Origin of the sequence: Acrocarpospora corrugata (genome assembly GCF_009687845.1) — a bacterium.
In the GTDB taxonomy this organism is placed as follows: Bacteria; Actinomycetota; Actinomycetes; order Streptosporangiales; family Streptosporangiaceae; genus Acrocarpospora; species Acrocarpospora corrugata.
The window spans coordinates 11,885-31,123 of sequence record NZ_BLAD01000101.1 but is presented as its reverse complement, the minus strand read 5'-3'; the positions used below and the strand labels follow the sequence as shown (position 1 = coordinate 31,123).

Annotated in this window: 17 protein-coding genes and 2 pseudogenes; 12 read left to right on the top strand and 7 right to left on the bottom strand. The window is 68.7% G+C overall.

Annotation, left to right across the window (positions count from 1 at the left end; genetic code table 11):
- Positions 1-90: 90 nt before the first annotated feature.
- Both Acor_RS46555 and Acor_RS46550 read left to right on the top strand, forming a co-directional pair.
- A pseudogene (locus tag Acor_RS46555) lies at positions 91-751 on the top strand (IS701 family transposase); the annotation flags it as partial.
- A 123-nt stretch (positions 752-874) separates the two neighbouring features.
- Positions 875-1,123: pseudogene (locus tag Acor_RS46550) on the top strand (IS701 family transposase); the annotation flags it as partial.
- 204 nt (positions 1,124-1,327) lie between these two features.
- On the opposite strand, the gene Acor_RS37150 reads toward Acor_RS46550, so the two are convergent.
- A complete protein-coding gene (locus Acor_RS37150) occupies positions 1,328-2,386 on the bottom strand; it encodes a hypothetical protein (protein WP_155341458.1) in 1,059 nt (352 codons plus the stop codon).
- A gap of 218 nt (positions 2,387-2,604) precedes the next feature.
- On the opposite strand from Acor_RS37150, the gene Acor_RS37145 reads away from it, so the two are divergent.
- Positions 2,605-5,496 carry an AfsR/SARP family transcriptional regulator gene (locus tag Acor_RS37145; RefSeq protein WP_155341470.1) on the top strand — a complete coding sequence of 964 codons (2,892 nt, stop codon included), beginning with the start codon at positions 2,605-2,607 and terminating at the stop codon, positions 5,494-5,496.
- 13 nt (positions 5,497-5,509) lie between these two features.
- Here the strand turns inward: Acor_RS37145 and Acor_RS37140 are convergent, their stop codons facing one another.
- Both Acor_RS37140 and Acor_RS43725 read right to left on the bottom strand, forming a co-directional pair.
- Entirely contained in the window at positions 5,510-6,262 is a 753-nt protein-coding gene (locus Acor_RS37140; RefSeq protein ID WP_155341457.1) for a PIG-L deacetylase family protein, read from the bottom strand.
- 304 nt (positions 6,263-6,566) lie between these two features.
- Complete coding sequence (locus Acor_RS43725; RefSeq protein WP_218034726.1) at positions 6,567-6,716, bottom strand: hypothetical protein; 150 nt, start codon at positions 6,714-6,716, stop codon at positions 6,567-6,569.
- Between Acor_RS43725 and Acor_RS37135 the strand changes: the two genes are divergently transcribed.
- From Acor_RS37135 to Acor_RS37125, 3 genes are all read left to right on the top strand, one after another.
- The gene (locus tag Acor_RS37135; RefSeq protein ID WP_308805714.1) at positions 6,669-7,061 is read left to right on the top strand and encodes a tyrosine-type recombinase/integrase; all 393 of its coding nucleotides are present in this window, start codon (positions 6,669-6,671) and stop codon (positions 7,059-7,061) included. The two genes, Acor_RS43725 and Acor_RS37135, sit on opposite strands and share 48 nt — an antisense overlap.
- Before the next feature lie 225 nt (positions 7,062-7,286).
- Positions 7,287-8,411 carry a hypothetical protein gene (locus Acor_RS45775; protein ID WP_155341456.1) on the top strand — a complete coding sequence of 375 codons (1,125 nt, stop codon included), beginning with the start codon at positions 7,287-7,289 and terminating at the stop codon, positions 8,409-8,411.
- A gap of 47 nt (positions 8,412-8,458) precedes the next feature.
- Positions 8,459-9,619, top strand: a complete 1,161-nt coding sequence (locus Acor_RS37125) for an MFS transporter (protein WP_218034725.1) — start codon at positions 8,459-8,461, stop codon at positions 9,617-9,619.
- Here the strand turns inward: Acor_RS37125 and Acor_RS37120 are convergent.
- The gene (locus Acor_RS37120) at positions 9,613-10,272 is read right to left on the bottom strand and encodes a winged helix-turn-helix transcriptional regulator (RefSeq protein WP_155341454.1); all 660 of its coding nucleotides are present in this window, start codon (positions 10,270-10,272) and stop codon (positions 9,613-9,615) included. The two genes, Acor_RS37125 and Acor_RS37120, sit on opposite strands and share 7 nt — an antisense overlap.
- A gap of 109 nt (positions 10,273-10,381) precedes the next feature.
- Between Acor_RS37120 and Acor_RS37115 the strand changes: the two genes are divergently transcribed.
- Genes Acor_RS37115 through Acor_RS37105 form a run of 3 tightly spaced genes read left to right on the top strand, consistent with a single transcriptional unit; the run spans position 10,382 to position 11,692 of the window.
- Positions 10,382-10,858: a pyridoxamine 5'-phosphate oxidase family protein gene (locus Acor_RS37115; RefSeq protein WP_246239639.1), complete on the top strand. Its 477-nt coding sequence runs from the start codon at positions 10,382-10,384 to the stop codon at positions 10,856-10,858.
- Between the two features lie 30 nt (positions 10,859-10,888).
- Positions 10,889-11,473 carry a dihydrofolate reductase family protein gene (locus Acor_RS37110; protein ID WP_155341452.1) on the top strand — a complete coding sequence of 195 codons (585 nt, stop codon included), beginning with the start codon at positions 10,889-10,891 and terminating at the stop codon, positions 11,471-11,473.
- 48 nt (positions 11,474-11,521) lie between these two features.
- Positions 11,522-11,692: a GNAT family N-acetyltransferase gene (locus Acor_RS37105; RefSeq protein ID WP_218034724.1), complete on the top strand. Its 171-nt coding sequence runs from the start codon at positions 11,522-11,524 to the stop codon at positions 11,690-11,692.
- A 43-nt stretch (positions 11,693-11,735) separates the two neighbouring features.
- Here Acor_RS37105 and Acor_RS37100 read toward each other — a convergent pair whose 3' ends face one another.
- Complete coding sequence (locus tag Acor_RS37100; protein WP_246239637.1) at positions 11,736-12,065, bottom strand: hypothetical protein; 330 nt, start codon at positions 12,063-12,065, stop codon at positions 11,736-11,738.
- Positions 12,066-12,067: 2 nt separating this feature from the next.
- Positions 12,068-12,727, bottom strand: coding sequence for a DJ-1/PfpI family protein (locus tag Acor_RS37095; protein WP_155341451.1), 660 nt, complete (start codon positions 12,725-12,727; stop codon positions 12,068-12,070).
- A gap of 176 nt (positions 12,728-12,903) precedes the next feature.
- On the opposite strand from Acor_RS37095, the gene Acor_RS37090 reads away from it, so the two are divergent.
- A complete protein-coding gene (locus Acor_RS37090) occupies positions 12,904-13,851 on the top strand; it encodes a GlxA family transcriptional regulator (protein ID WP_155341450.1) in 948 nt (315 codons plus the stop codon).
- A 48-nt stretch (positions 13,852-13,899) separates the two neighbouring features.
- Here Acor_RS37090 and Acor_RS37085 read toward each other — a convergent pair whose 3' ends face one another.
- Positions 13,900-14,727 (bottom strand): hypothetical protein, encoded by an 828-nt coding sequence (locus Acor_RS37085; RefSeq protein WP_155341449.1) that lies wholly within the window; start codon positions 14,725-14,727, stop codon positions 13,900-13,902.
- 434 nt (positions 14,728-15,161) lie between these two features.
- On the opposite strand from Acor_RS37085, the gene Acor_RS37080 reads away from it, so the two are divergent.
- Both Acor_RS37080 and Acor_RS37075 read left to right on the top strand, forming a co-directional pair.
- Positions 15,162-15,584: a hypothetical protein gene (locus tag Acor_RS37080; RefSeq protein ID WP_155341448.1), complete on the top strand. Its 423-nt coding sequence runs from the start codon at positions 15,162-15,164 to the stop codon at positions 15,582-15,584.
- Positions 15,585-15,799: 215 nt separating this feature from the next.
- Positions 15,800-19,231 (top strand): CHAT domain-containing protein, encoded by a 3,432-nt coding sequence (locus Acor_RS37075; protein WP_155341447.1) that lies wholly within the window; start codon positions 15,800-15,802, stop codon positions 19,229-19,231.
- Positions 19,232-19,239 lie beyond the last annotated feature (8 nt).

Sequence of the window (19,239 nt, the reverse complement as noted above, 5' to 3'; positions counted from 1 at the left end):
AGCACTACTCTCTCCCAAGGAGGAGCCGTGAAGGCTGGTACTACATTCGTAGATCTTGGTTCAAGACGCTGAACGGGCCCTGTATAGCTGGTGGAAGGTCCGTGCGTGACCTTGACCATCTCCTACGATCTTGTCGTGTCCTGGGACGCTGAGCTTGCCGCGCTCACCGAGCGAATCGCCGGCCCGTTATTCACCCGGCCGGAGCCGCGGGCCACTTTTGCCGATCTGGTTCGCGGGCTTATGGCCGAGGTGCCCCGCAAGAACTCCTGGCAGCTCGCCGATCATGTCGGGTACAAGAACGCCTACCGGTTCGAATGGCTGCTCAACGGCGCCAAATGGGACGCGGACGCGCTGCGAGCCGAGGTCCGCGACTACGTGATCGAGCACCTGGGGTCCCCGGACGGAGTGCTCGTCGCCGACGACACCCAGGCCATCAAAAAGGGCGGCAAATCGGTCGGAGTGGCGCCCCAGCACTGCGGAGCCAACGGGCAGATCGAGAACTGCCAGGTGCTGCCGATGCTCACCTACGCCTCCGCGAAAGGTCACGCCTTCATCAACCGGCGTCTGTACTTGCCCGCGTGCTGGACCGACGACCCCGGCCAGGATGAAGACGGCCGGAGTGCCCGAGTCCGTCGTCTTCACCACCAAACCCCGCCAAGTGATCGAGATGGTGACCGAGGAACTCGCCGCCGGCACCCCGTTTCGGTATTTCACCGCCGATTCCGGCTATGGCCGCGATCCCGCCCTTCGCGCCTTCTTCCACCAGCGTGGATTGCGGTATGTGATGGCGGTGCCGGTCGATTTGCCCCTGAGCGACGCGCGCGGCCGGGCAACCCGGCCGGACAAGGTGTTCAAGGAGTTGGGGGTGGCCTGCCGGGAACGCCGTTCGTGCGGCGACGGCGCCAAGGGCAAACGCTTGTATGACTGGGGTATGTGGCAGGTCACCGTCAAGGATCAGCCGCCCGCCGCCGGGTTCGTCCACACCTTGCTGATCCGGCGGTCGCTGAGCGATCCCGACGACATCGAGTTCTTCCTCGCCCATGCCCCGATCCGGACGCCGACACCCGAGTTGATCGCCATCGCCGGATTGCGCTGGACCATCGAAGAGGACAACGAGCGCGGTTGTCGCCGTTCGTCCGCAAGCACCTAGGCGTGCACGGGACCTACAGTTTCCTTCTGCCGGATCTGGCTCCGGGCGCGATCCGCGACCTTCGTGACACCGACGCATCCCACGACGGGGACGACGAGGACTGACGCCGTGTGCTCCTTGACCTGCTCGATGGTGCCGTCCCCCGACGCCGAGGATGCGACGTCGAGGGCCTGACCGTCACAGGCTGCAGAAGCCTGACGGGTTGCAGATCAGGACGCCCTGGTACACGGTGGACAGCAGCTTGAACAGCGTTGGGTCGTTCTGCTTGAGCCAGTAGCCGGTGAACTCCTCCGGGTGCTCGCCGAGGTCGGAGATCGGGTAATTGAAGAGCGCCGCGGTGCCCTCCGCCCAGTACTCCTCGGGCGAGGACCGGGTGTAGTCCTCGTTGCCGATGAACTCCCCGCCCGTGGCTTTGCGCACGATCAGCGCGTGCCGGACGGCGTTCTTGAGCGGCTCGGCGGCTAACTGGTGCGGCACGTGGCCCAGCTCGTGCGCCAGGACATGCCCCAGCCGGTGCGTGTTCTTCCACGGGTTGTTCGCCACGGCGACCAGTTGCTCGGCGCCGACGGCGATCGCGAGGCGGTCGGTGCCGATCGGCGTGCCGCCGTAGCCGCGCACGTCCGACCAGTTCCTGTCGGCCACGCACGTTGGGTCGTTGCCGCAGGTGGTGCCGGTCAGGTTCGCCCACGGCGGGAGCTGGGTGAGCTTCATGTTCACGGGGATGATGTGGACTTCGAGCGCCCGGCCGAGGAAGGTGCGCTTGGTGACGTCGCTGAAGGAACGGGTGATCTTGTTGGCGATCGCGTTGGCCGCCTCTCCCTCCGCGCCGGACGCCGGGAACGATTGCAGCCCGTAGGTCATCTTGTAGCCGATGCTCTTGCCGGCCAGCACCACCTGGGAGCCGAGCTGCTTGGTCAGCAGGGTTCCGGTCGTGGCGAAGAGCCGGTACTCCGTGGTGGTGGCGGGATTCTTGACCACCTTGCCGTTCGCGCCGACGCTGCCGTTCTCGCCGACGCCGCCGAGCAGGACGACGGCCACTCCGGGGCATCCAGGCGTGACGTTCCACGACAGCGTGGTGCCGCCGCCGAACGGGCTGCCGATGGCAACGAACGTGTTGACCTTGGTGGTGGCCAGGCAGGAGGCCGAGGCCGCCGACGCGGTGCCGGTCTGCCAGCCTGTCATGCCTATCGCCAGTGTGGCCGCACCGGCCAGCAGGCGCTTGAAATCGATCTTCATGGGGAACTCCGGTCTCTGTGAGTACTTGCAACGGGCAGTATTCGCCGGGGCCGGAACGCGTTCGTCGGCCATCACGGAAAGGGTCGGCGCATGGTCTTGCATGCCACTCCCACGGGCTATCGTCGTGCTAACAGGCCGGATTCGGCCTCGTCACAGGCCTCGTCACAGGCCTCGTCACAGGCCTCGTCACAGGCATGCTGGATGCGGAGGGGGTGGGCATGGCCGAGCGTCCACCGCCGTCGGTCCGGGTGGAGGTGCTCGGGCCGCTGCGGCTGTTCGTCGACGGCGCTCCCGTGGACGTAGCGGGGCCGAAGCGGCGTGCGCTGCTCGCGCTGTTCGCCATCGCCGAAGGCCGGCTTGTGACGGTCAGTCAACTCGTGGACGCGTTATGGCCGTCCCAAGTGCCGGAATCGGGGCGTCAAGCCCTGCACATCCACGTGTCCCGGCTGCGTGGGCACCTCGGCCCGGCGGCGGACCGGCTGGAGACGCGGCGTGACGGATATCGGCTCGTGCTCGGGCGCGACGAGCTGGATGTGGCACAGGCGCGGGCAACGCTGGCGATGACGCGCACGAGGGTCCACACGGCAGCCCGCACGACGCCCAATCCGACGGCGCAGCGGGACCCGGCCGAGGTGTTCTCGCTGCTGCGGGAGGCGTACCAGCTGTGGCGAGGGCCGGTTCTCGCCGACCTCGCCGACGTCACGCCCATCGCCGCCTCGGTCGAGGAGTACGCCCAGCTGCGGCGCGAGGTGACCGACGCGCTCATCGCCGGCGCCATCGCCGCAGGCCAGGCAGAACAGACCCTGAGCTTGGCCGCCTCTTCAGCGGCCGCCGACCCGTTGCGGGAGCCCGCGGTTCTGCTGCTCATGCGGGCGCTGGCGGCGACGGGGCAGGCGCCGGAGGCGCTGCGCGTCGGGCGGGAGTATCGGCACCGGCTGGTCGAGGAGACCGGTCTCGATCCGTCGCCTGGCCTGGACGAGCTCGAACGTCAGATCATCGGCGGCGCCGACGGTCCTGCGGCCGGTCGGACCGAGGCGCCCGCTCGGCCCGTGATTCGGTTGATCGGCCGCGAGGCGCAGGTCGCGGTCCTGCATCGGCTGCTGGCGACCGAGCGCCTGGTCACGGTCGTCGGGCCCGGCGGCGTCGGCAAGACCCGGGTCGCCTTGGAGGTCGCGCGACAGAGCGGCACGGCGACGGTGCTCCTGGTCGCGCCGGTCACCGACCCGTCCGCCATCCCGCACGCGCTGGCGGCGGCCTTGAACCTGAAGGTCGACCACGGCGACGTGCTCTCCGCTTGCGTGGCCGTGCTGGGCGACCGCCCCGGCCTGCTGATGATCGACAACTGCGAGCACCTGCTCGGCGGGGTACGGGACACCGTGGACGTGATCCTCTCCTCATGTCCAGGAATCACCGTACTGGCCACCAGCCGCGAACCTCTCGGCCTGGCAGCCGAATACGTCTCTCGGCTGACGCCGCTCACGCTGCCGCGCCCCGGCCAGGATCCCGCGCGGGTTCCGTCCGTGGCGCTCTTCCTGGAGCGGGCCCGCCGGGTCCGCCCCGGCCCGCCCCCGGCACCCGCCGAGTTGCGTACGGTCGCCGAAATCGTGCACCGGCTGGACGGGATGCCCCTGGCCATCGAGCTCGCCGCCGGCCGGCTGTCCACATTCTCCCTCGCCGACCTGCGGAGCCGCCTCGACCGCTCGCTCGACCTGCTCGGCGGCGGCAGACCCAGCGCGGAATCCCGGCACCGTACGCAGCGGGCGACCATCGAGTGGTCGTATCAGCTGCTCACCGAGGACGAGCGGCGGCTGTTCCGGCATATGTCGGTTTTCGCCGATGGGGTTGACCTTGACACCGCCGAACGGCTTGCGGCCGACCTGGGCCTGGAGAGTGATCCCGGGAGCGTACTGGCCCGGCTCGTCGACACGTCCATGATCGAGGCCTCGTTCGAGGGGGCCACGCGGTACCGCATGCTGGAGACGCTGCGGGCGTTCGGGCTGGACCGGCTGACGGCGGCGGACGAGGACAAGGCCGCGGCCGAACGTTTTCTGCGCTGGGCTGTCGAGCTGACCGCATGGATCGACGCCGCCATGACCACCGAACGGGAGCCCGAGGCCGACGCCGTTCTGCGCCGGGAAATGCCCAACCTGCGTGCCGCGTGGCGGCTGGCCCGCAGCCGAGGATCTCTGGATGACGCCGCGGCGATGGTCGTCGCTCTGTTCGACGCGATCACCTACCGCGACCTTGTCGAGATCCGGGATTGGGCGGCGGAACTCGCCGCCGACCCGGCGCTCGCCGCCCACCCGCGAGCGGCGATCGTGCTCGGCGCGGCGGGTGAAGCCGCCTACCACCGCGGCGACTACCACCAGGCCGCCCGGCTCGCCCGCGCCGGGCTGGAGCAGGCTGCCGGCAACACCCCGCCATGGCAGTGCCTGCTGGTGTTTTCGGTGGCCGAGTTGGCTCGCGGCGCCTACGACGATGTGGTCGGGCATGCCCTTGCCGCGGCCGACCTGGCCGGCCCGAAGCGGGAGAGCGTGGGGATCGCCGCCCTCGCGATGGCCTACGCGGGCGATCTGGACGGGGCGCGGAGGCTGAACGACCGTGGGCTCGCCGGCGCGGTATCACCCAGCATGCTCTCGTGGGGCGTCTACGTGGCCGGGGAGATCGAAAGCTTCGCGGGCGACAGCGAGCAGGCCGAGCGGTATTACGTCCGTGCCATCGACCTGGCGCGCACCGCCGGCGCGACCTTTCTGGTCGGCGTCGCGACCGTCGGGCTCCTGTCGGTGCACGCCACCGCCGGTCGCGTGCACGAGGCGCTCGGGGGTTACCGTGACGTCATCGACTACTTCGCGCGCAACGGCAACTGGACTCACCTGTGGACCACCCTGCGCAACCTCGCCGACCTGCTACGCCGGCTCGGCGACGAAGAACCGGCGGCGCTGATAGACGCCGCGGCCGGCCAGGCGCCCGACGCGCCGGCCGTGGACGGCTCCGGACCCGCCGCCCACCACTCTGGCGTCGCCGCGGCCGCGGCGACGCCGATCCCCAGCCGGACCGCCGTCCTGGAGGTGGCACGGCAGGCGATCGACCGGAACCTCACTCGGTCATGACGACCACGGTCGATCACGGCGATTCTTTCGTGTGGGCGGGCAGCCGAGGCTGCTCGACGAACGACTCCTCACCGACCCATGCCGTGTAGGCGTCGAGGCCCATTCGGGCGATGAGCTCCGCCGTCTGGGTCTCCTGCGCCACCAGCGCACCGACCTTGCGGGCCGTCGTGTCCTCCTCCAGTACGAGGTCGACCGCCAGCCGGTGGGCAGGTGTCATGATCGGGTACCCAGGGGGGAAGACGCCCATGCGCTCGTTGATCGCGTCCCAGCGCCGTACCCGCTGTTCCGCGTACGTGGCGTACAGCAACCGCGCCCCGGCCGGGGCCGCCTGGTCGAACGCGGCGGTGGTCCAGGCGGAGACCGCTTGGTGGTCCGGGTGACCGGTGATGCCGTCCGGGCCGAAGGTCAGCACGGTGTCGGGCCGTACCCGCTCGATGGTCTCGCACAGGCGCGCGACCGCGTCGGGCATCTGGACGGACGCGCATTGACCGTCCTGATAGTCGAGCCAGTGATGTTCCCTAACCCCGAGGATCTTCAGGCAAGACGCCAATTCGTCGGTGCGCGCCGCGGCCAGCCGATGCGGCGGCCACTGCGCCGGGTGGGACGTGCCGAGTTCCCCACGCGTGGCGGTCACGCACACCACCCGCGATCCGATGTCGCGCGCGATCGCCATCAACCCGCCGGACAGATAGGCCTCGTCGTCGGGGTGCGCCCAGATCCCCAGGATGGTGCCCAGCTTGGCGACGTCGGCCGCGGACTCGATCATGCCCGGACCTCCATGGCGCGGGTCCCGTGCACCACTGTCCCGGTTGTCCGGTCCGGCACCACGGCCGGCCATGTCATCTCGCATCTTGTCGTCATACATCTCGTGATCGTCCCTCTCCTCCGCCACGGTCGTGGCGACCCGATGATCGGGGCACGTGCTTGCACGGTACTAACGCGGCGCTGTCCCGCGACGTCACAGCGACGGCCGGGGCGTCCGCCGATCGCGCGAGGCTCCTCACCACGCGCCAGCAGGCCGATGATGTCGTCCGCGTCCATGACCAGGGCCATGTGCAGCGACATCATGCTCAGCGCGGCCCGCTCCAGCGCCTCGTCCGTGCCGCGCACCAGGTCGCCGGCGAGCTGTCCACCGCATCCACCTCGCCTTCGTCGGCTCGTTCGCGGGCAAGCTGCGTCTGTGCGGCAAGGGCGGCAAGTTCCGCGAGGTCGACGTCCACCCCAAGCTTCGTGCTGAGCTACAGGTATGGCTTGATGAGCGTCCCAACTGGCCCGAGGCCGACAGTAACCGGGCCCTGTTTCTGAATGTCAATGGCGAGCGCCTGAGTGCACGCGCGGCCAGCGGCATCATCGCCAAGATCGCCCAGACGGCCGGTCTGGACGATGCCACCACCGCGCACGTCCTGCGCCACACGCTCGCCACTACCCTGGTCCGCGGCAAGACTGACCTGGTCCTGGTCGCCGAGATCCTTGGCCACGCCCGCCTGGAAACCACGCGCCGCTACAGCTTGCCGTCCGATAAGGACAAGGAAGACGCCCTCAAGCTGATCACGGTTGACCGCTAAACGTACGCCTGCCTGGGAAAACTCGCGTCAAGATCGACTCATGGCCGGTTTTACCGATATCTCGGCTGGACCCGAACAACCCCGACTACGGCTTCCTGGCCGGGAACCCGCTCCCTCATAACGAGGATTATGTGGGATACCCCTGCCACCCCCAGCTGGAACAGATCTTGTTTTCTGATTTTCTGTTTCTAGAAAATCAGAAAATGCTAGGGTGATCTTGTGGCGATGATGTGCAAGCACTGTGGAACGACGATCGAGCAGCGGAACGGCCGGGGGAGGCCGAAGGAGTACTGTCCGGAGGGGGATTGTCAGGCCGCCGCCAAGCGGGAGCGGGAGATGCGGCGGGCCACGCCGGGGCTGGACGGGACGCTGGCCAGGGCCGAGGAGCTGTATGACCGCATGGAGAAGGGGCTCGCGGCGGCGATCGCGCCGCTGGCGCAGGTGCTGGCGGATGAGCTGAGCCCGGCGGGGGTGGAGGCGAAGCTGAGCGCGGTGCAGGCCGAGGCGCATACCCGGGTCGCGATCGCCAGAACCGAGCGAGAACAGGCCTTCGAGCAGGTACGGCTGTCGCGGGAAGCCACCGAGGAAGCCCGAGGCGAAACCGCGGAGGCCCGCCGGCTGGCCGAGGAGGCCAACGCCGAGCGGGACAGCGCGTTCGCGGACGCGGAGAACGCGCGTGAGCAGGCGCTGGCGGCGCTGCGTGAGGCGGCGGCGATGGAGCGGGTGGCGCGGCAGGCCGTGGAAGAGGCGGGGCGGCGCGCGAATCTGGCCGAAGCGGACCGGGACCGGGGGCTGGCGGAGGCGGCCGAGCGGGTCGAGCGCGCCGCGGGTGAGGCGCGGGACGCGGAGGCGCGAGCCGTACAGGAGCGGAAGCGGGCGGATCGGGCGGCGGAGAAGGCGGCTCGTGCGGGGGAGGAGGCCGAGCGGGCGCGGGGGGAGCAGATCGTGGCTGAGCAGGGGGCGGTGCGGGCGGTAACGCGGGCCGAGGCGGCCGAGGGGGAGCGTGATCGTGCTGTGGTGCGGGCCGATGCGGCGGAGGCCGCGCGGGCTCAGGCGATGGCGGATGTGGCGGAGGCCGTACGGGGGAGGAAGCAGGCGGAGCAGGATGGGATGGAGCGGGTGAAAGCGGCGGTTGAGCAGGTACGGGCCGCGCAGGAGGCGTTGGCTCGGGAGGGGGAACGGGCGGCGGGGGTGGGGGCCGAGCGGGACGCGATGCGGGGCGAGCTCGCGGTCGAGCGTGCTCGTACGGCTGATCTGCGCGCCGCGCTGGAAGCGGCTCGGGCGGAGGCGGCGCTGCTGCGCGAGCGCGCCGTCACCGCGGAACTGCGGCTGACCCCGCCCACGGCGTGAAATGACGCTATTGCCTGAATTCACATAGTTAGTGTTCAATCGCACGCGTGAGAAGTTCAGAGCGGGTTGCGGTATCTGTCCTGTTCGGGATCCACGGGGCGGTGGTCGGGACGTTCTCGACCCGGCTCCCGTGGATCGCCGACCGGTTGGCCACCGACCTCGGCGGTCTCGGTTTCGGCCTGGTCTTCGCCGCCCTCGGCGCGCTGGTGGCGATGCAGTTCTCCGGCCCGATAAATCACCGTTTCCCCAGCCGCGCCGTCACATCTGTCCTCAATGTGGCCTGGTGCCTGTCGCTCGCCCTGCCCGCGTTCGCGCCGAACCTCGTCCTGTTCGGCATGGCGATGTTCGTGTACGGCGCCGCCTCCAGCCTGTCGGATGTGGCGATGAACGCCCAGGGCGTACTGGTCGAACAGCGGGTCGGCCGGTCGATCATGTCTGGACTTCACGGTATTTGGTGCATGGGCGGCCTGTTGGGGTCGGGCGTGGGCATCCTGGCCGCGTACGCCGAGCTGGACGGGCGAACGCATTTTCTGATCGTCGGCGGGCTGCTGGCCCTGGGCTCCGTGGCGGTGAGCCGATTCGTCCTGGATGTGCGGCCCATTGGGGAAACGGCCAAGGCCCCGAACTTCGCGCTGCCGTCACGGGCGATCCTGCTGATCTCGCTGGTCGCGTTCTGCGCGGTGTTCGGGGAGCGCGCCGCCATGAACTGGGCGGCGATCTACCTCACTGACGTGGCCGCCTCCGGTGAGGGAGTCGCCGCTGCGGCGGTGACCGGATACAGCGCGATGATGGGGCTCGCCCGGCTGGCCGGCGACCGGGTGATCGACCGTTTCGGCGCGGTGGCGACCGTACGGCTCGGGGGGATTCTGGCCACGGCAGGCGCGCTGACGGTCGCCGTGGCCCGCAATCCGCCCCTGGCCATTCTCGGGTTCGCCCTGATCGGGCTGGGTGTCTCGGTGATCGTTCCGCTGGCGTTCACGACCGCGGGCAACTCCGGACCGCGCCCCTCCCATCAGATCGCCGGCGTGGCCACCATCGCGTACGGCGCCGGCCTGCTCACCCCCGCGGTGATCGGCATGATCGCGCAGGCCGCCTCGCTGCCCGTGTCGTTCCTGGTCGTCGCCGCGCTGGCCTCAGTGATCGTCCTCGGGGCCGGGACGCTTCGGCGGGGCGAACCCCGGGCCGCCGGATTGAGACGTCGTCACTGAGCGGGGGAGAACGGTGCCAGGAGCAGATCGGTCAGGCGTTCGATCGGTCGCTGGTCGCCGTGGAATCGCAGCATGCCGGAGCTGACGGCGGCTGCCATGGTGGTTAGGCCCCCGCATACGGCCCGGAGGGAGTCGAGGTCCGTGGTGAGGGTCGCGGCGGCCCGTCCGGTGGCCCCGCGCGTGATCTCAACGTGGTCGTCGGTGACTTCCAGGAGGTAGGTGTCGGCGTCGACGCGGAGTTCGTACGTGCCGTGTAGTTCTTCGCCCTTCGCAGGGTCGAAGCCCGATTTGATGCTGAGGAGCAGCGAGTCGATGCCGAGTTCGCCTTCGGCCGGGAGTGGGGCCTGGCTGCCCCAGCGTCCGAGCTCGAACAGGATCGGCTCCAGCTGGCGGCCCCAGGCGGTCAGTTCATAGAGCCGGACGCGAGCCGGGGCTCCCAGGTCTCGCCGTTGTACGACACCGTGCTCGGTCAGGTCACGCAGGCGCTGGCTCAACACGTTCGGGCTCACGCCCGGCAGGCCGCCGAGCAGGTCGTTGAAACGTTTGGGCCCCAGCAGCAGGTCGCGCACCACCAGCAGCGCCCACCGTTCGCCGATGATGTTCAGTCCTCGCGCCACGCCGCACGGATCTCCATAGCTGCGCCTGTCGCTCATGGCCACACGATATCGCTTGATCCTAATTTAGGAGTAGTACTTGTTTTTTAGGAGCTGAGTCGATTGGGTTGCTGGCATGACTTTCTTGAAGGGCCTGCCGCAAGGCGACGTGAGACTGCTGGATACCCCCACGGCACAGCACCTGCTGAGGACACCGCTGGTGGCGCGTATGGCGTACACCGGCTATGACCAGAAACCACGCCTGATCCCGGTCAACTTCCTGTGGACCGGTGACGAGCTGGTCGTCGGGGCGTTCGCCGGCACCTACAAGATCCGGGATCTGCGGGCCCGTCCCGACGTCTCGATCTGCATCGACACCGCCGACGGCCCGCCGCAGGTGCTCACGCTCCGTGGGCGGGTCACGATGAGCGAGGTCGAGGGGGTGCTCCCCGAGTACGCGACCATGCAGCGCCAGGGGATGGGCGAGGAGGCAGGAAACGCCTACCTGGAGGCGATCGACCAGCCCGGCCTGCGCATGGTCCGGATCGGTCTGCGCCCGACCTGGGTCGGAGTCCTCGATTTCCAGGATCGGTTCCCGGGACGTACACCCAAGCTCGTCCTGGCCGCCTTGGGCGCCGATCAGTAGAACCGCACACCTAGCTCGAAGGAGTTCGTCATGCGAAAGATCATCGTCTCGATGTGGATCACCCTGGATGGGTTCGTCGCCAGCCCTCAGGACGAGATGGACTGGCTGATGTTCGACGATCAGTTGCAGGCCTATGAGCAGGATTTGGTGGAGAGCTCCGACGGCCTGTTACTGGGCAGGATCACGCACGGCGACTTCGCAGGCCACTGGCCGACGGTCGCCCGAAACCCTGACGAACATGACCTGGTGCGACGCTATGCCAGCCGGCTCGACGCCATGGAGAAGATCGTTGTCTCCGCCTCGGGGAACACGGCGGCGTGGGACAGCACCCAGCGTCTCGAACGCATCGACCCCGATGAGATCAGCAAGCTCAAGCAGGGTCCCGGCGGGAACCTCGTGGTCTACGGCAGCCTCAGCGTGATCCGGCCACTCGCCGTCCTCGGACTCGTCGACGAGTTCCACCTTCTGGTGCATCCGGTCTTCCTCCGCCAGGGCAAACCTCTGTTCGACGGCAGCGAACCGCCCGTGCGGCTGGGGCTGATCTCGGCCCAGCCTTTCCCTTCAGGAGTCGTGTTGATGAAGTACGGCGCGCTCGCCGACGAGCCAGGCGACTGAGGTGCTGCGGGAAGCTGGCCTGGTCGGGTCGGAACGGCGGGGACTTGGGTGTACTACTGGACGATCCAGGCCGGCATCTTCCCGGAGAACACCACCAGCCTCGCCCTGCACACCCGCGCCGGATTCCGCGTGATCGGCACCCGCCAGCGGATCGGCCGCCACCACGGCACCTGGCGGGACGTCGTCCTCATCGAACGCCGCAGCCCGGTCATCACCTGAAGAAACGGAGAGGTTGAGGCCAGGACGTGGATCAAGAGTGGGGTCACGCCCCGGCGTCTGGTGTGGCGCGGTGGCCGGTGACCTTGGAGCTGGGCAGGCGACCGGCCTTGGAGCGGCCGGTCAGCTCGTCGACGGAGACGGTGACGTCGAAGGTGAGGTTCAGGCGTATGGGCTTGCGAATGGACTGGGCCCAGGTGAGGCGGTCGCCGTCGAGGGTCAGGTCGGCGAGGGTGACTTCCTCGCCGTGCCGTTGGTCGCGGGCGACGCCGCAAAGTACGCCGTCCCGGAGGAAAAGTTCGAGGACCGCCCGTTGTTCGCCGATCGGGGTGGCAATGACGAGATTCCAGATTCCTTCTGGGGAAATGTCGGGCATGGTCAGGCTGCCTCGATCGGCTTGGGTCCGGTGTTGCGCCAGACTGTGCCACGGCGTTCGTGGGCGATGAGTTTCTCCACGGCGAGGGCGACGCGCGGGCCCAGTTCGCGTTCCAGCAGGTAGAGCCCCAGGTCCAGGCCGGAGGTCACGGTGGCGCCGGTCACCAGGTCGCCGTCGTCGACGACGCGGGCGTCGATCGCGATCGTGCCGGTGGCTTCGAGCAGGTCGAGCCCCATCCGGTGGGTGGTCGCGGGGCGGCCTTCGATCAGTCCGGCCATGGCCAGGACCATCGAGCCGCCGCAGACGGTGGCCACGGTCACCCCGGGGCGGTCGAGGCATTCTTTGAGCAGGGCGGGGAGCGTGGTGTCGAGTGTCCGGCCGAGGAGGACCGGGATGCTGTCCTCGGTGGGCTCGTTTTCGTCGGGCATTCGTCCCAGCGCTCCGGGCACGACGACCAGGTCCGTACGGGACGGGTCCAATGCGGACGTGGCGCGCAGGGACAGCGCGCCGAGCCCGCTGGGCACCTCGCGCGCGCCCTCGGCCGAGACGAGTTCGATCTCCAGGGCGCCGCCGGTGACCATGCGGCCGGCCTCCAGCACCTCGTACGGCGCGATGACGTCCAGCGGGTCGAATCCGTCGAACAACACGATCTGCACTTGCACAGCCGATCAGCCTCCTCGTTTGCGGTGACGACGACGCTAGTGACGGTCCGCGAACACGGGAACAGGCTGGATTGCCAACCTCCAACGGATTCTCGCCAACACACTGGCCTGCATATATGGCGATATTTCCTGCTATGGAGCTTGGCTGGAATGGGCAGTAGATCTACGGTATTGCCATGCACACCGTGGCCGTTCTCGCCTTGGACAAGGTCGTTCCCTTTGATCTGTCCACGCCGATCGAGGTGTTCAGCCGCACCCGGATGCCCGACGGTCGCGCCGCCTACCGCGTCCGGGTCTGCGGAGCCACTCCCACCATCGACGCGGGCGCGTTCACCCTCCAGCCGCCGTGGGGACTGGACGCACTGGCCGCCGCGGACACCATCATCCTGCCCGGCTGCGCCGACCCCGTCGCCGTCTCCGCCGAGGTCCTGCACGCCCTGCGCCAGGCCGCGGCCAACGGCACCCGCATCGCCTCGATCTGCTCCGGAGCGTTCATCCTCGCCGCCACCGGACTGCTCGACGGGCATCGCGCCACCACGCACTGGCTCGCCGCCGCCGAACTCGCCGCCCGCCACCCCGCCATTGAGGTCGATCCCGGCGTCCTCTATGTCGACAACGGCCAGTTCCTCACCTCGGCCGGCGCCGCGGCAGGACTGGACCTGTGCCTGCACCTGATCAGGCGTGACTACGGCTCCGCCGTCGCCGCAGACGCCGCCCGGCTGTCCGTCATGCCGCTGGAACGCGAGGGCGGCCAGGCCCAGTTCATCGTCCACGACCAGCCGCCCACGCCGCGCGGCTCCGTCCTGGAAACCGTACTGCGCTGGATGGAGGACAACTCCGCGAGAGAACTCACCCTGGAGGACATCGCCGCGCACGCCGGCATGAGCACCCGCACCCTCAACCGCCGTTTCCGCGAGCAGACCGGCACCACACCGCTGCAATGGCTGCACCGGACCCGGATCCGTCAGGCACAACATCTGCTCGAAGCCACCGACCACCCTGTCGACCGCATCGCCGCCCAGGTCGGATTCGGCTCACCCACGGCGTTCCGGGACCGCTTCAAACGCGTGGTCGGCACCACCCCGAACACCTACCGCGCCGCCTTCCACGCGCCCGGCGTCTGATCGGGCCTCTGTCCGGGAGAGGTCCGGACAGAGGGCAAGGTTCGTTCGCTATTTTGTCGTGACCTTCATTTTCATTGGCGCGATGCCGAAATAGCTGATTTCGTCGGTGAAGCCGACTTCCTTGGCTGAGTAGTAGCCGGCATTGTGGGGCGGGAAACTCAGCAGGTTGCCGTTCCGCAGGGCGAGGTCGGAGGATGAATACATGACGCGGCCGTATCTGTTGACGGCTCTGAGGGGGATGTCGAGGGTGTTCTGGGCCGGAAAGTAGATACGCAGGAATCGGCGGAAGAATCTGGCCGGGTCTCGCTGGTATTCGGCGATCAGTTTGCGCAGTTCCTGTCGGTCGCAGCCGAGGCCCGTGAATTTGTGCGTGACGCAGATCGGGCGGAGGGAGGCGAGCTCGCCAAGGGGAACGGGGACTTCCGCGAATGAGGAGATTTCGCGCAGGGGTGCGTTGGGGGCGGTGAAGGTGCCCGAGAACTCGACGAGATCGAGCGAAACGCCGATCGAGGCGCCGGTTCCGGTCGGGTTCTGTCTGGTCCAGCCGTCTCCGATGTTCACGGTGAGGGTGCCGTGGGCCGGGCTGAGGCTGGGTTCGCCGCCCAATTTGAGAACGACCGCGTCAGAATGCCACTTGAGGCGGATGGTGGGGCCGTAGACCTTCTTGAGGGCGGTGGCGAAGAATGCGCCCGGGTCGGTCGGGAACGGTGGCGCGACGTGGTCCTGAACGGCGTGGCCGGCGCGGGTTTCGTGCGCATGGGCGGCTGGAGTCGGTGCTGCGAGCAGGCTCGCCGCGAGGGCGGTGGCCGACGCCAGAGCGGTCGCACGGCCGGGGCCCGCCAGGAGCCCGGGCAAATGATTGAACATGCCCTCCATCTGACCATCGGTGATCGCCCGCGCACGGTGTGCGGTCGTGTCGCGAAGATCGGTTGCCTGGTTCTGGGCGAACCTTGGCCGTGGACGCGGAGGGACTCCAAAGCCGGGATCGGGCCGCCGTGAGGGACGGCTTCCAGCGGGCCCACCCATTGTCGCGCGCAATTCTGAGTGCCCGATTTGCATTGTGAATAGCCGACAGAGCCCTGAAATTTCAGAGGCGAGCCACGCTCATGTTCGCGTCCTAATTCGACTGCCAGGCGATCAGGCCTTTTAGTCAACGGAAGGCGCCCGTTTCGGCCAGGTTATAATGATTGCGGCAGGCGAGATATTGACCGGCGCAACATGGGAGGACTTTATTCGTTGTGCATGGCTCCACTGGTACGAGAAAGGACGGTGACTGTCCCGTGACCGCTGGGAGATTACTTCGGCGAGGGATGGTGTTCGGCTCGGCTTTGATGACGACGGCCGCACTCATCGTGTCAATACCGCAGTCCGCCACGGCCACCACCACCAGGGTGCTTCAGGGAAGCGCCACCTGCACCGACGGCTGGTATCCTAGTAGCCTACAGATCGCCGCTCCGGTCAATTCCGGTTACACCGCGGCCCAGAACCAGGTCGCCGTTCCCGCGACCCACGCGATCCAATTCACGAACACGATCTCCAGTACCGCCACCAGCGCACGGTTGGACGCCAGATGCGGCGGCTTCTTCGGAGAGAACGCCTATTTCAGTTACGTGCCCGCGAATCTGACCCCCGGCACTACGACGGTGAACGTGACCTGGCAGTGCTCACGCTTCCCGGTCTACCCCGGCCCGTACGTTCACAAATGCGACGCCGCCTCAGTGACGTACAGCTGACATTCCCGCTCGCCTGAACAGCCCTCGTCTGCGGACGGGGGCTGTTCGCGTGTCAGGGGGCTTGGTGTCACCACCAGCAGTGATTTATGAGCATTTATCATCTTTTGGGGTTTCGGCATTCACGAGATTCGTCGCAGGTTAGTCTGAGCGTCCCGATGACCAAGGAATTCGGACGAATTGCCGCATCCGAGTCGGCTTCCCGAGGAGACCCGAGAATGCCCATCAAGGACCAGGCAGGGTGGCTGCATGGCCGCGTCCAGGAGTACATGCGGACGCGGAACAGCGAGCTGATCCTGAGCGCCGAGGTGAGCGCGACGGCCGCGGCGCTGCGGCAAGCCTTGCGGACCATCGATCGCGCCACGGCCCCGGACGAGCTCTATGAGTTGTTGTTTCTCGGTAGCACCACTCTGGGCTGGTTGCATTACCTGCGCAGCCTCGCTCATTCAACGGGCGTGGACAATATCGAGCTGGCCAGGGCCATCGTGTGCCTGGAGGTGTGCGCCGACGAACCCGAGGCGCTGCCCACCGCCATGGAACTGTTCCTCGGCCCGGCCGCCGACCCTGACGCGCAGGCGGAGGTGGGCTTGGCCTTCCTGACCGAATCCCGCGAGTACGACGACCCTGCGCTGCTGGACGCGGGAATCCTGCTGATGCGATCCGGGGCCATGGCACTGCCCAGGCAAGATCCCGACCGATCGATCCGCCTGTCGAACCTGTGCCTGGCCCACCGGCACCGCTACGAGCGTGACGGCGTGCCGGCCGACCTCGACCTGGCCGTCAGCGCGGGCGAAGAGGCCGTGGCCATCACGACCACGTGTGAAGCGGACCCCATCGGACCGCTGCGCAACCTCGCCTCTGCGTACTGGAGCCGCCACCGGCTCCGGCGAGATCCGGCGGACCTGCACCGGGTCATCGAACTGCTCCAGTGGCGGCTCACCGTAGTCGATCCTCACGCGAGCGTGCTGTCGGACCTGGGTCTGGCCTATCGCCATCAGTACGAGCAGAGCGGCGAACCCGCGCACCTGGACCAGGCGATCGAGCACGGCGAGCGGGCGCAGACGGCACTGCTCGCCGGCGACGATCCGATCGACATCTGGTCCAACCTCAGCGGCTCCCTGCTGCGCCGATACGAGCGGAACGGAACGCCGGCGGACATACGGCGAGCCACCGAACTCGCCTCGCGGGTCGTGGCGATCGTGGCCGACGACGACCCCGATCGCGGGATCTACCTCGCCGATAGCGCCCTGGTCTTCCTCGCAGACTACGCGGGCACGAAGTCGCTCGCCGGCATCCACCGCGTCGTGGACCTCTACGAGCAGGCGTTGCCGGTCCTGCCCGACGGTCATCCCCACCGGCAGGCGGTGCTGGCCAACCTCGCCGGCGCGCTCCGCCTGCGTTTCGAGCGGACGGGCAGCGCCGCGGAGCTCGACCGCGCGATCGAACTCGGCCGCCGGTCGTTGACCGCGACCCCGGTCGACCCCTTCGACCAGTCGACCGTGACAGGGACACTCGTTGGCTGCTACTTGGCCCGCTACGAGTACGCGGGCGCACTCGCCGACCTGGCGCAGGCCATCGAACTCGGCGAACAGATGGTGGCCGACAAACCTGACAACCCGGAGAACCTGTCCGTGCTGGGCAACGCCTACCAGCAGCGCTATTCCGCTACGGGTGCCGTGGCCGACCTGGATCGCGCGATCGAACTGGGCGAACAGTCGCTGCTGTCGACCACGGGGAAACACTACGAAGTCGCCAGGCGGCAGGCCCGGCTCGCCATCACCCACGAACAACGGCACCTCCACAACGGCGGCAGGGCCGATCTGGACCGGGCGATCGACCTGGGGGAACTCGCCGTGGCGGGCACGCCGGAAGGGCACATCGACCGTGCCGCCTGGCTGACCAACCTGGCCAGCGCCTACCTGGACCGCTATCGCCTCGATCGATCATCCACCGACGGGGACCGGGGGCTTGAGCTGGGTGAACAGGCGCTGGCAGCGGTCTCGGCCGACGATCCCAGCCGGGTCAGGGTGGCGGCCAACCTCGCTTTCGCCTACCGCGATCGAGTGGTGGCCGGAGGCCGGGGCCAGGACCCCGAACGGCTCAGCGATCTGGTCCGGGAGGTGAACGACGCGGAGATGGCCGTACCGGCCGACCGAGTCGGGGGGCGTTACGCGCTCGGCACGCTCGCCCAGGCGCTGGGGCAGGACCGGCTCGCCGTCGCGATGCTGGACGCCGCGGTGGCGATGTTGCCCCTGGTCACCTCCCGGGCAGCCGGGTGGGATGACCAGCAGCACCGGCTGGGTGCGCACATCGGGCTGGCCGGGGCGGCGATCGCCGCGCACTGCGCGGTCGGAGATCCCGCGGGCGCGGTGGAGATCGCCGAACTCAGCCGGGGCGTTCTGCTGGCCGGCCAGGCCGACACCCGTACCGACCTGACCGGGCTGGAGAGCCGCCAGCCCGGCCTGGCGAAACGGCTGCGCGGCGTCCGTGACCGGCTCAACGCGATGGAATCCCCGCCCGAGGAGCGCAAACGGTGGTGGGGCGAGCACGACGCCCTGCTCGCCGAGATCCGCGCGCTTCCGGGTCTGGCCGGCTTCCAGACGGCGCCGGGGCTGGCCGAGCTCCGATCAGCGGCGGCCGACGGCTACGTGGTCCTGGTCAACGCGAGCCAGCACCGGTGCGACGCCGTCATCGTCCGGGCCGACGCCGACCCGGTGCTGGTCGAACTGCCCGACTTGCAGCTGGCCGACGTGGAGGCCAACGCCGCGAAACTCCTGGAGGCCCTGCACCACCTGGGGCCCCCGTCGGACGCACTTACGGCTGGTCGGCGTAAGCGGCTGGTGGTGCCGCAAGTCCTCGGCTGGCTCTGGGACACCATCGCCGCGCCCGTTGTCGCGGCTTTGCCACCGGCGCACTCGTCCCCGCACCGGGTCTGGTGGATGCCCACCGGGTTCCTCGGGCTGCTTCCCATCCACGCCGCCGGGCATCCCGGTGGTTCCAGCGCCCTCGACAGCGTGATCTCCTCGTACATCCCGACCCTGCGGACCCTGCGGGACGCCCGCGACCGCCCGGCGGCTCGTGAACGCCACCAGCTCACCATCGCTCTGAGCCGTACTCCGGGCCTGCCCAACCTCCCCGCCGTCGTCGCGGAGGCTGCCGCGCTGACCGGCCCCGCGCTGCTCGACGAGCAGGCCACCACCCGCAGGGTGCTGGCCGCGCTCTCCCAGGCCACCTGGGCGCACTTCGCCTGTCATGCCCACGCCGACCTCGCGTCGCCCGCAGGCGGCGGCCTCCTGCTGCACGACGGCACCCTGCGCCTTCCCGAGATCGGCGCCCTTCACCTGCCCGGCGCGGAGCTCGCCTACCTGTCGGCGTGCTCCACCGCCAACCACGGCATCCGCCACGTCGATGAGGCTCTGCACCTGGCCTCGGCTTTCCAGCTCGCCGGCTTCAGACACGTTATCGCCAGCCTCTGGCCCCTGGTCGACGGCATCGCCGCCGGGGCCGCCCGGGCCTTCTACCGTGCCATGCCGGCCACGCCTGCCGCCGACGAGGCCGCCACGATCCTGCACCACGTCACCCGCGACCTGCGAGACGCCTATCCCGACCGGCCCGACCTGTGGGCAGCGCTGATCCACAGCGGCCCGTGACCGACGCC

Excerpts from the sequence above, each read along its gene's own strand:
- Acor_RS37150 (WP_155341458.1), bottom strand. The coding sequence starts at position 2,386 with ATGAAGATCGATTTCAAGCGCCTGCTGGCCGGTGCGGCCACACTGGCG.
- Acor_RS37145 (WP_155341470.1), top strand. The coding sequence starts at position 2,605 with ATGGCCGAGCGTCCACCGCCGTCGGTCCGGGTGGAGGTGCTCGGGCCG.
- Acor_RS37140 (WP_155341457.1), bottom strand. The coding sequence starts at position 6,262 with ATGATCGAGTCCGCGGCCGACGTCGCCAAGCTGGGCACCATCCTGGGG.
- Acor_RS45775 (WP_155341456.1), top strand. The coding sequence starts at position 7,287 with ATGATGTGCAAGCACTGTGGAACGACGATCGAGCAGCGGAACGGCCGG.
- Acor_RS37120 (WP_155341454.1), bottom strand. The coding sequence starts at position 10,272 with ATGAGCGACAGGCGCAGCTATGGAGATCCGTGCGGCGTGGCGCGAGGA.
- Acor_RS37110 (WP_155341452.1), top strand. The coding sequence starts at position 10,889 with ATGCGAAAGATCATCGTCTCGATGTGGATCACCCTGGATGGGTTCGTC.
- Acor_RS37100 (WP_246239637.1), bottom strand. The coding sequence starts at position 12,065 with ATGCCCGACATTTCCCCAGAAGGAATCTGGAATCTCGTCATTGCCACC.
- Acor_RS37090 (WP_155341450.1), top strand. The coding sequence starts at position 12,904 with ATGCACACCGTGGCCGTTCTCGCCTTGGACAAGGTCGTTCCCTTTGAT.
- Acor_RS37085 (WP_155341449.1), bottom strand. The coding sequence starts at position 14,727 with ATGGAGGGCATGTTCAATCATTTGCCCGGGCTCCTGGCGGGCCCCGGC.
- Acor_RS37080 (WP_155341448.1), top strand. The coding sequence starts at position 15,162 with ATGGTGTTCGGCTCGGCTTTGATGACGACGGCCGCACTCATCGTGTCA.
- Acor_RS37075 (WP_155341447.1), top strand. The coding sequence starts at position 15,800 with ATGCCCATCAAGGACCAGGCAGGGTGGCTGCATGGCCGCGTCCAGGAG.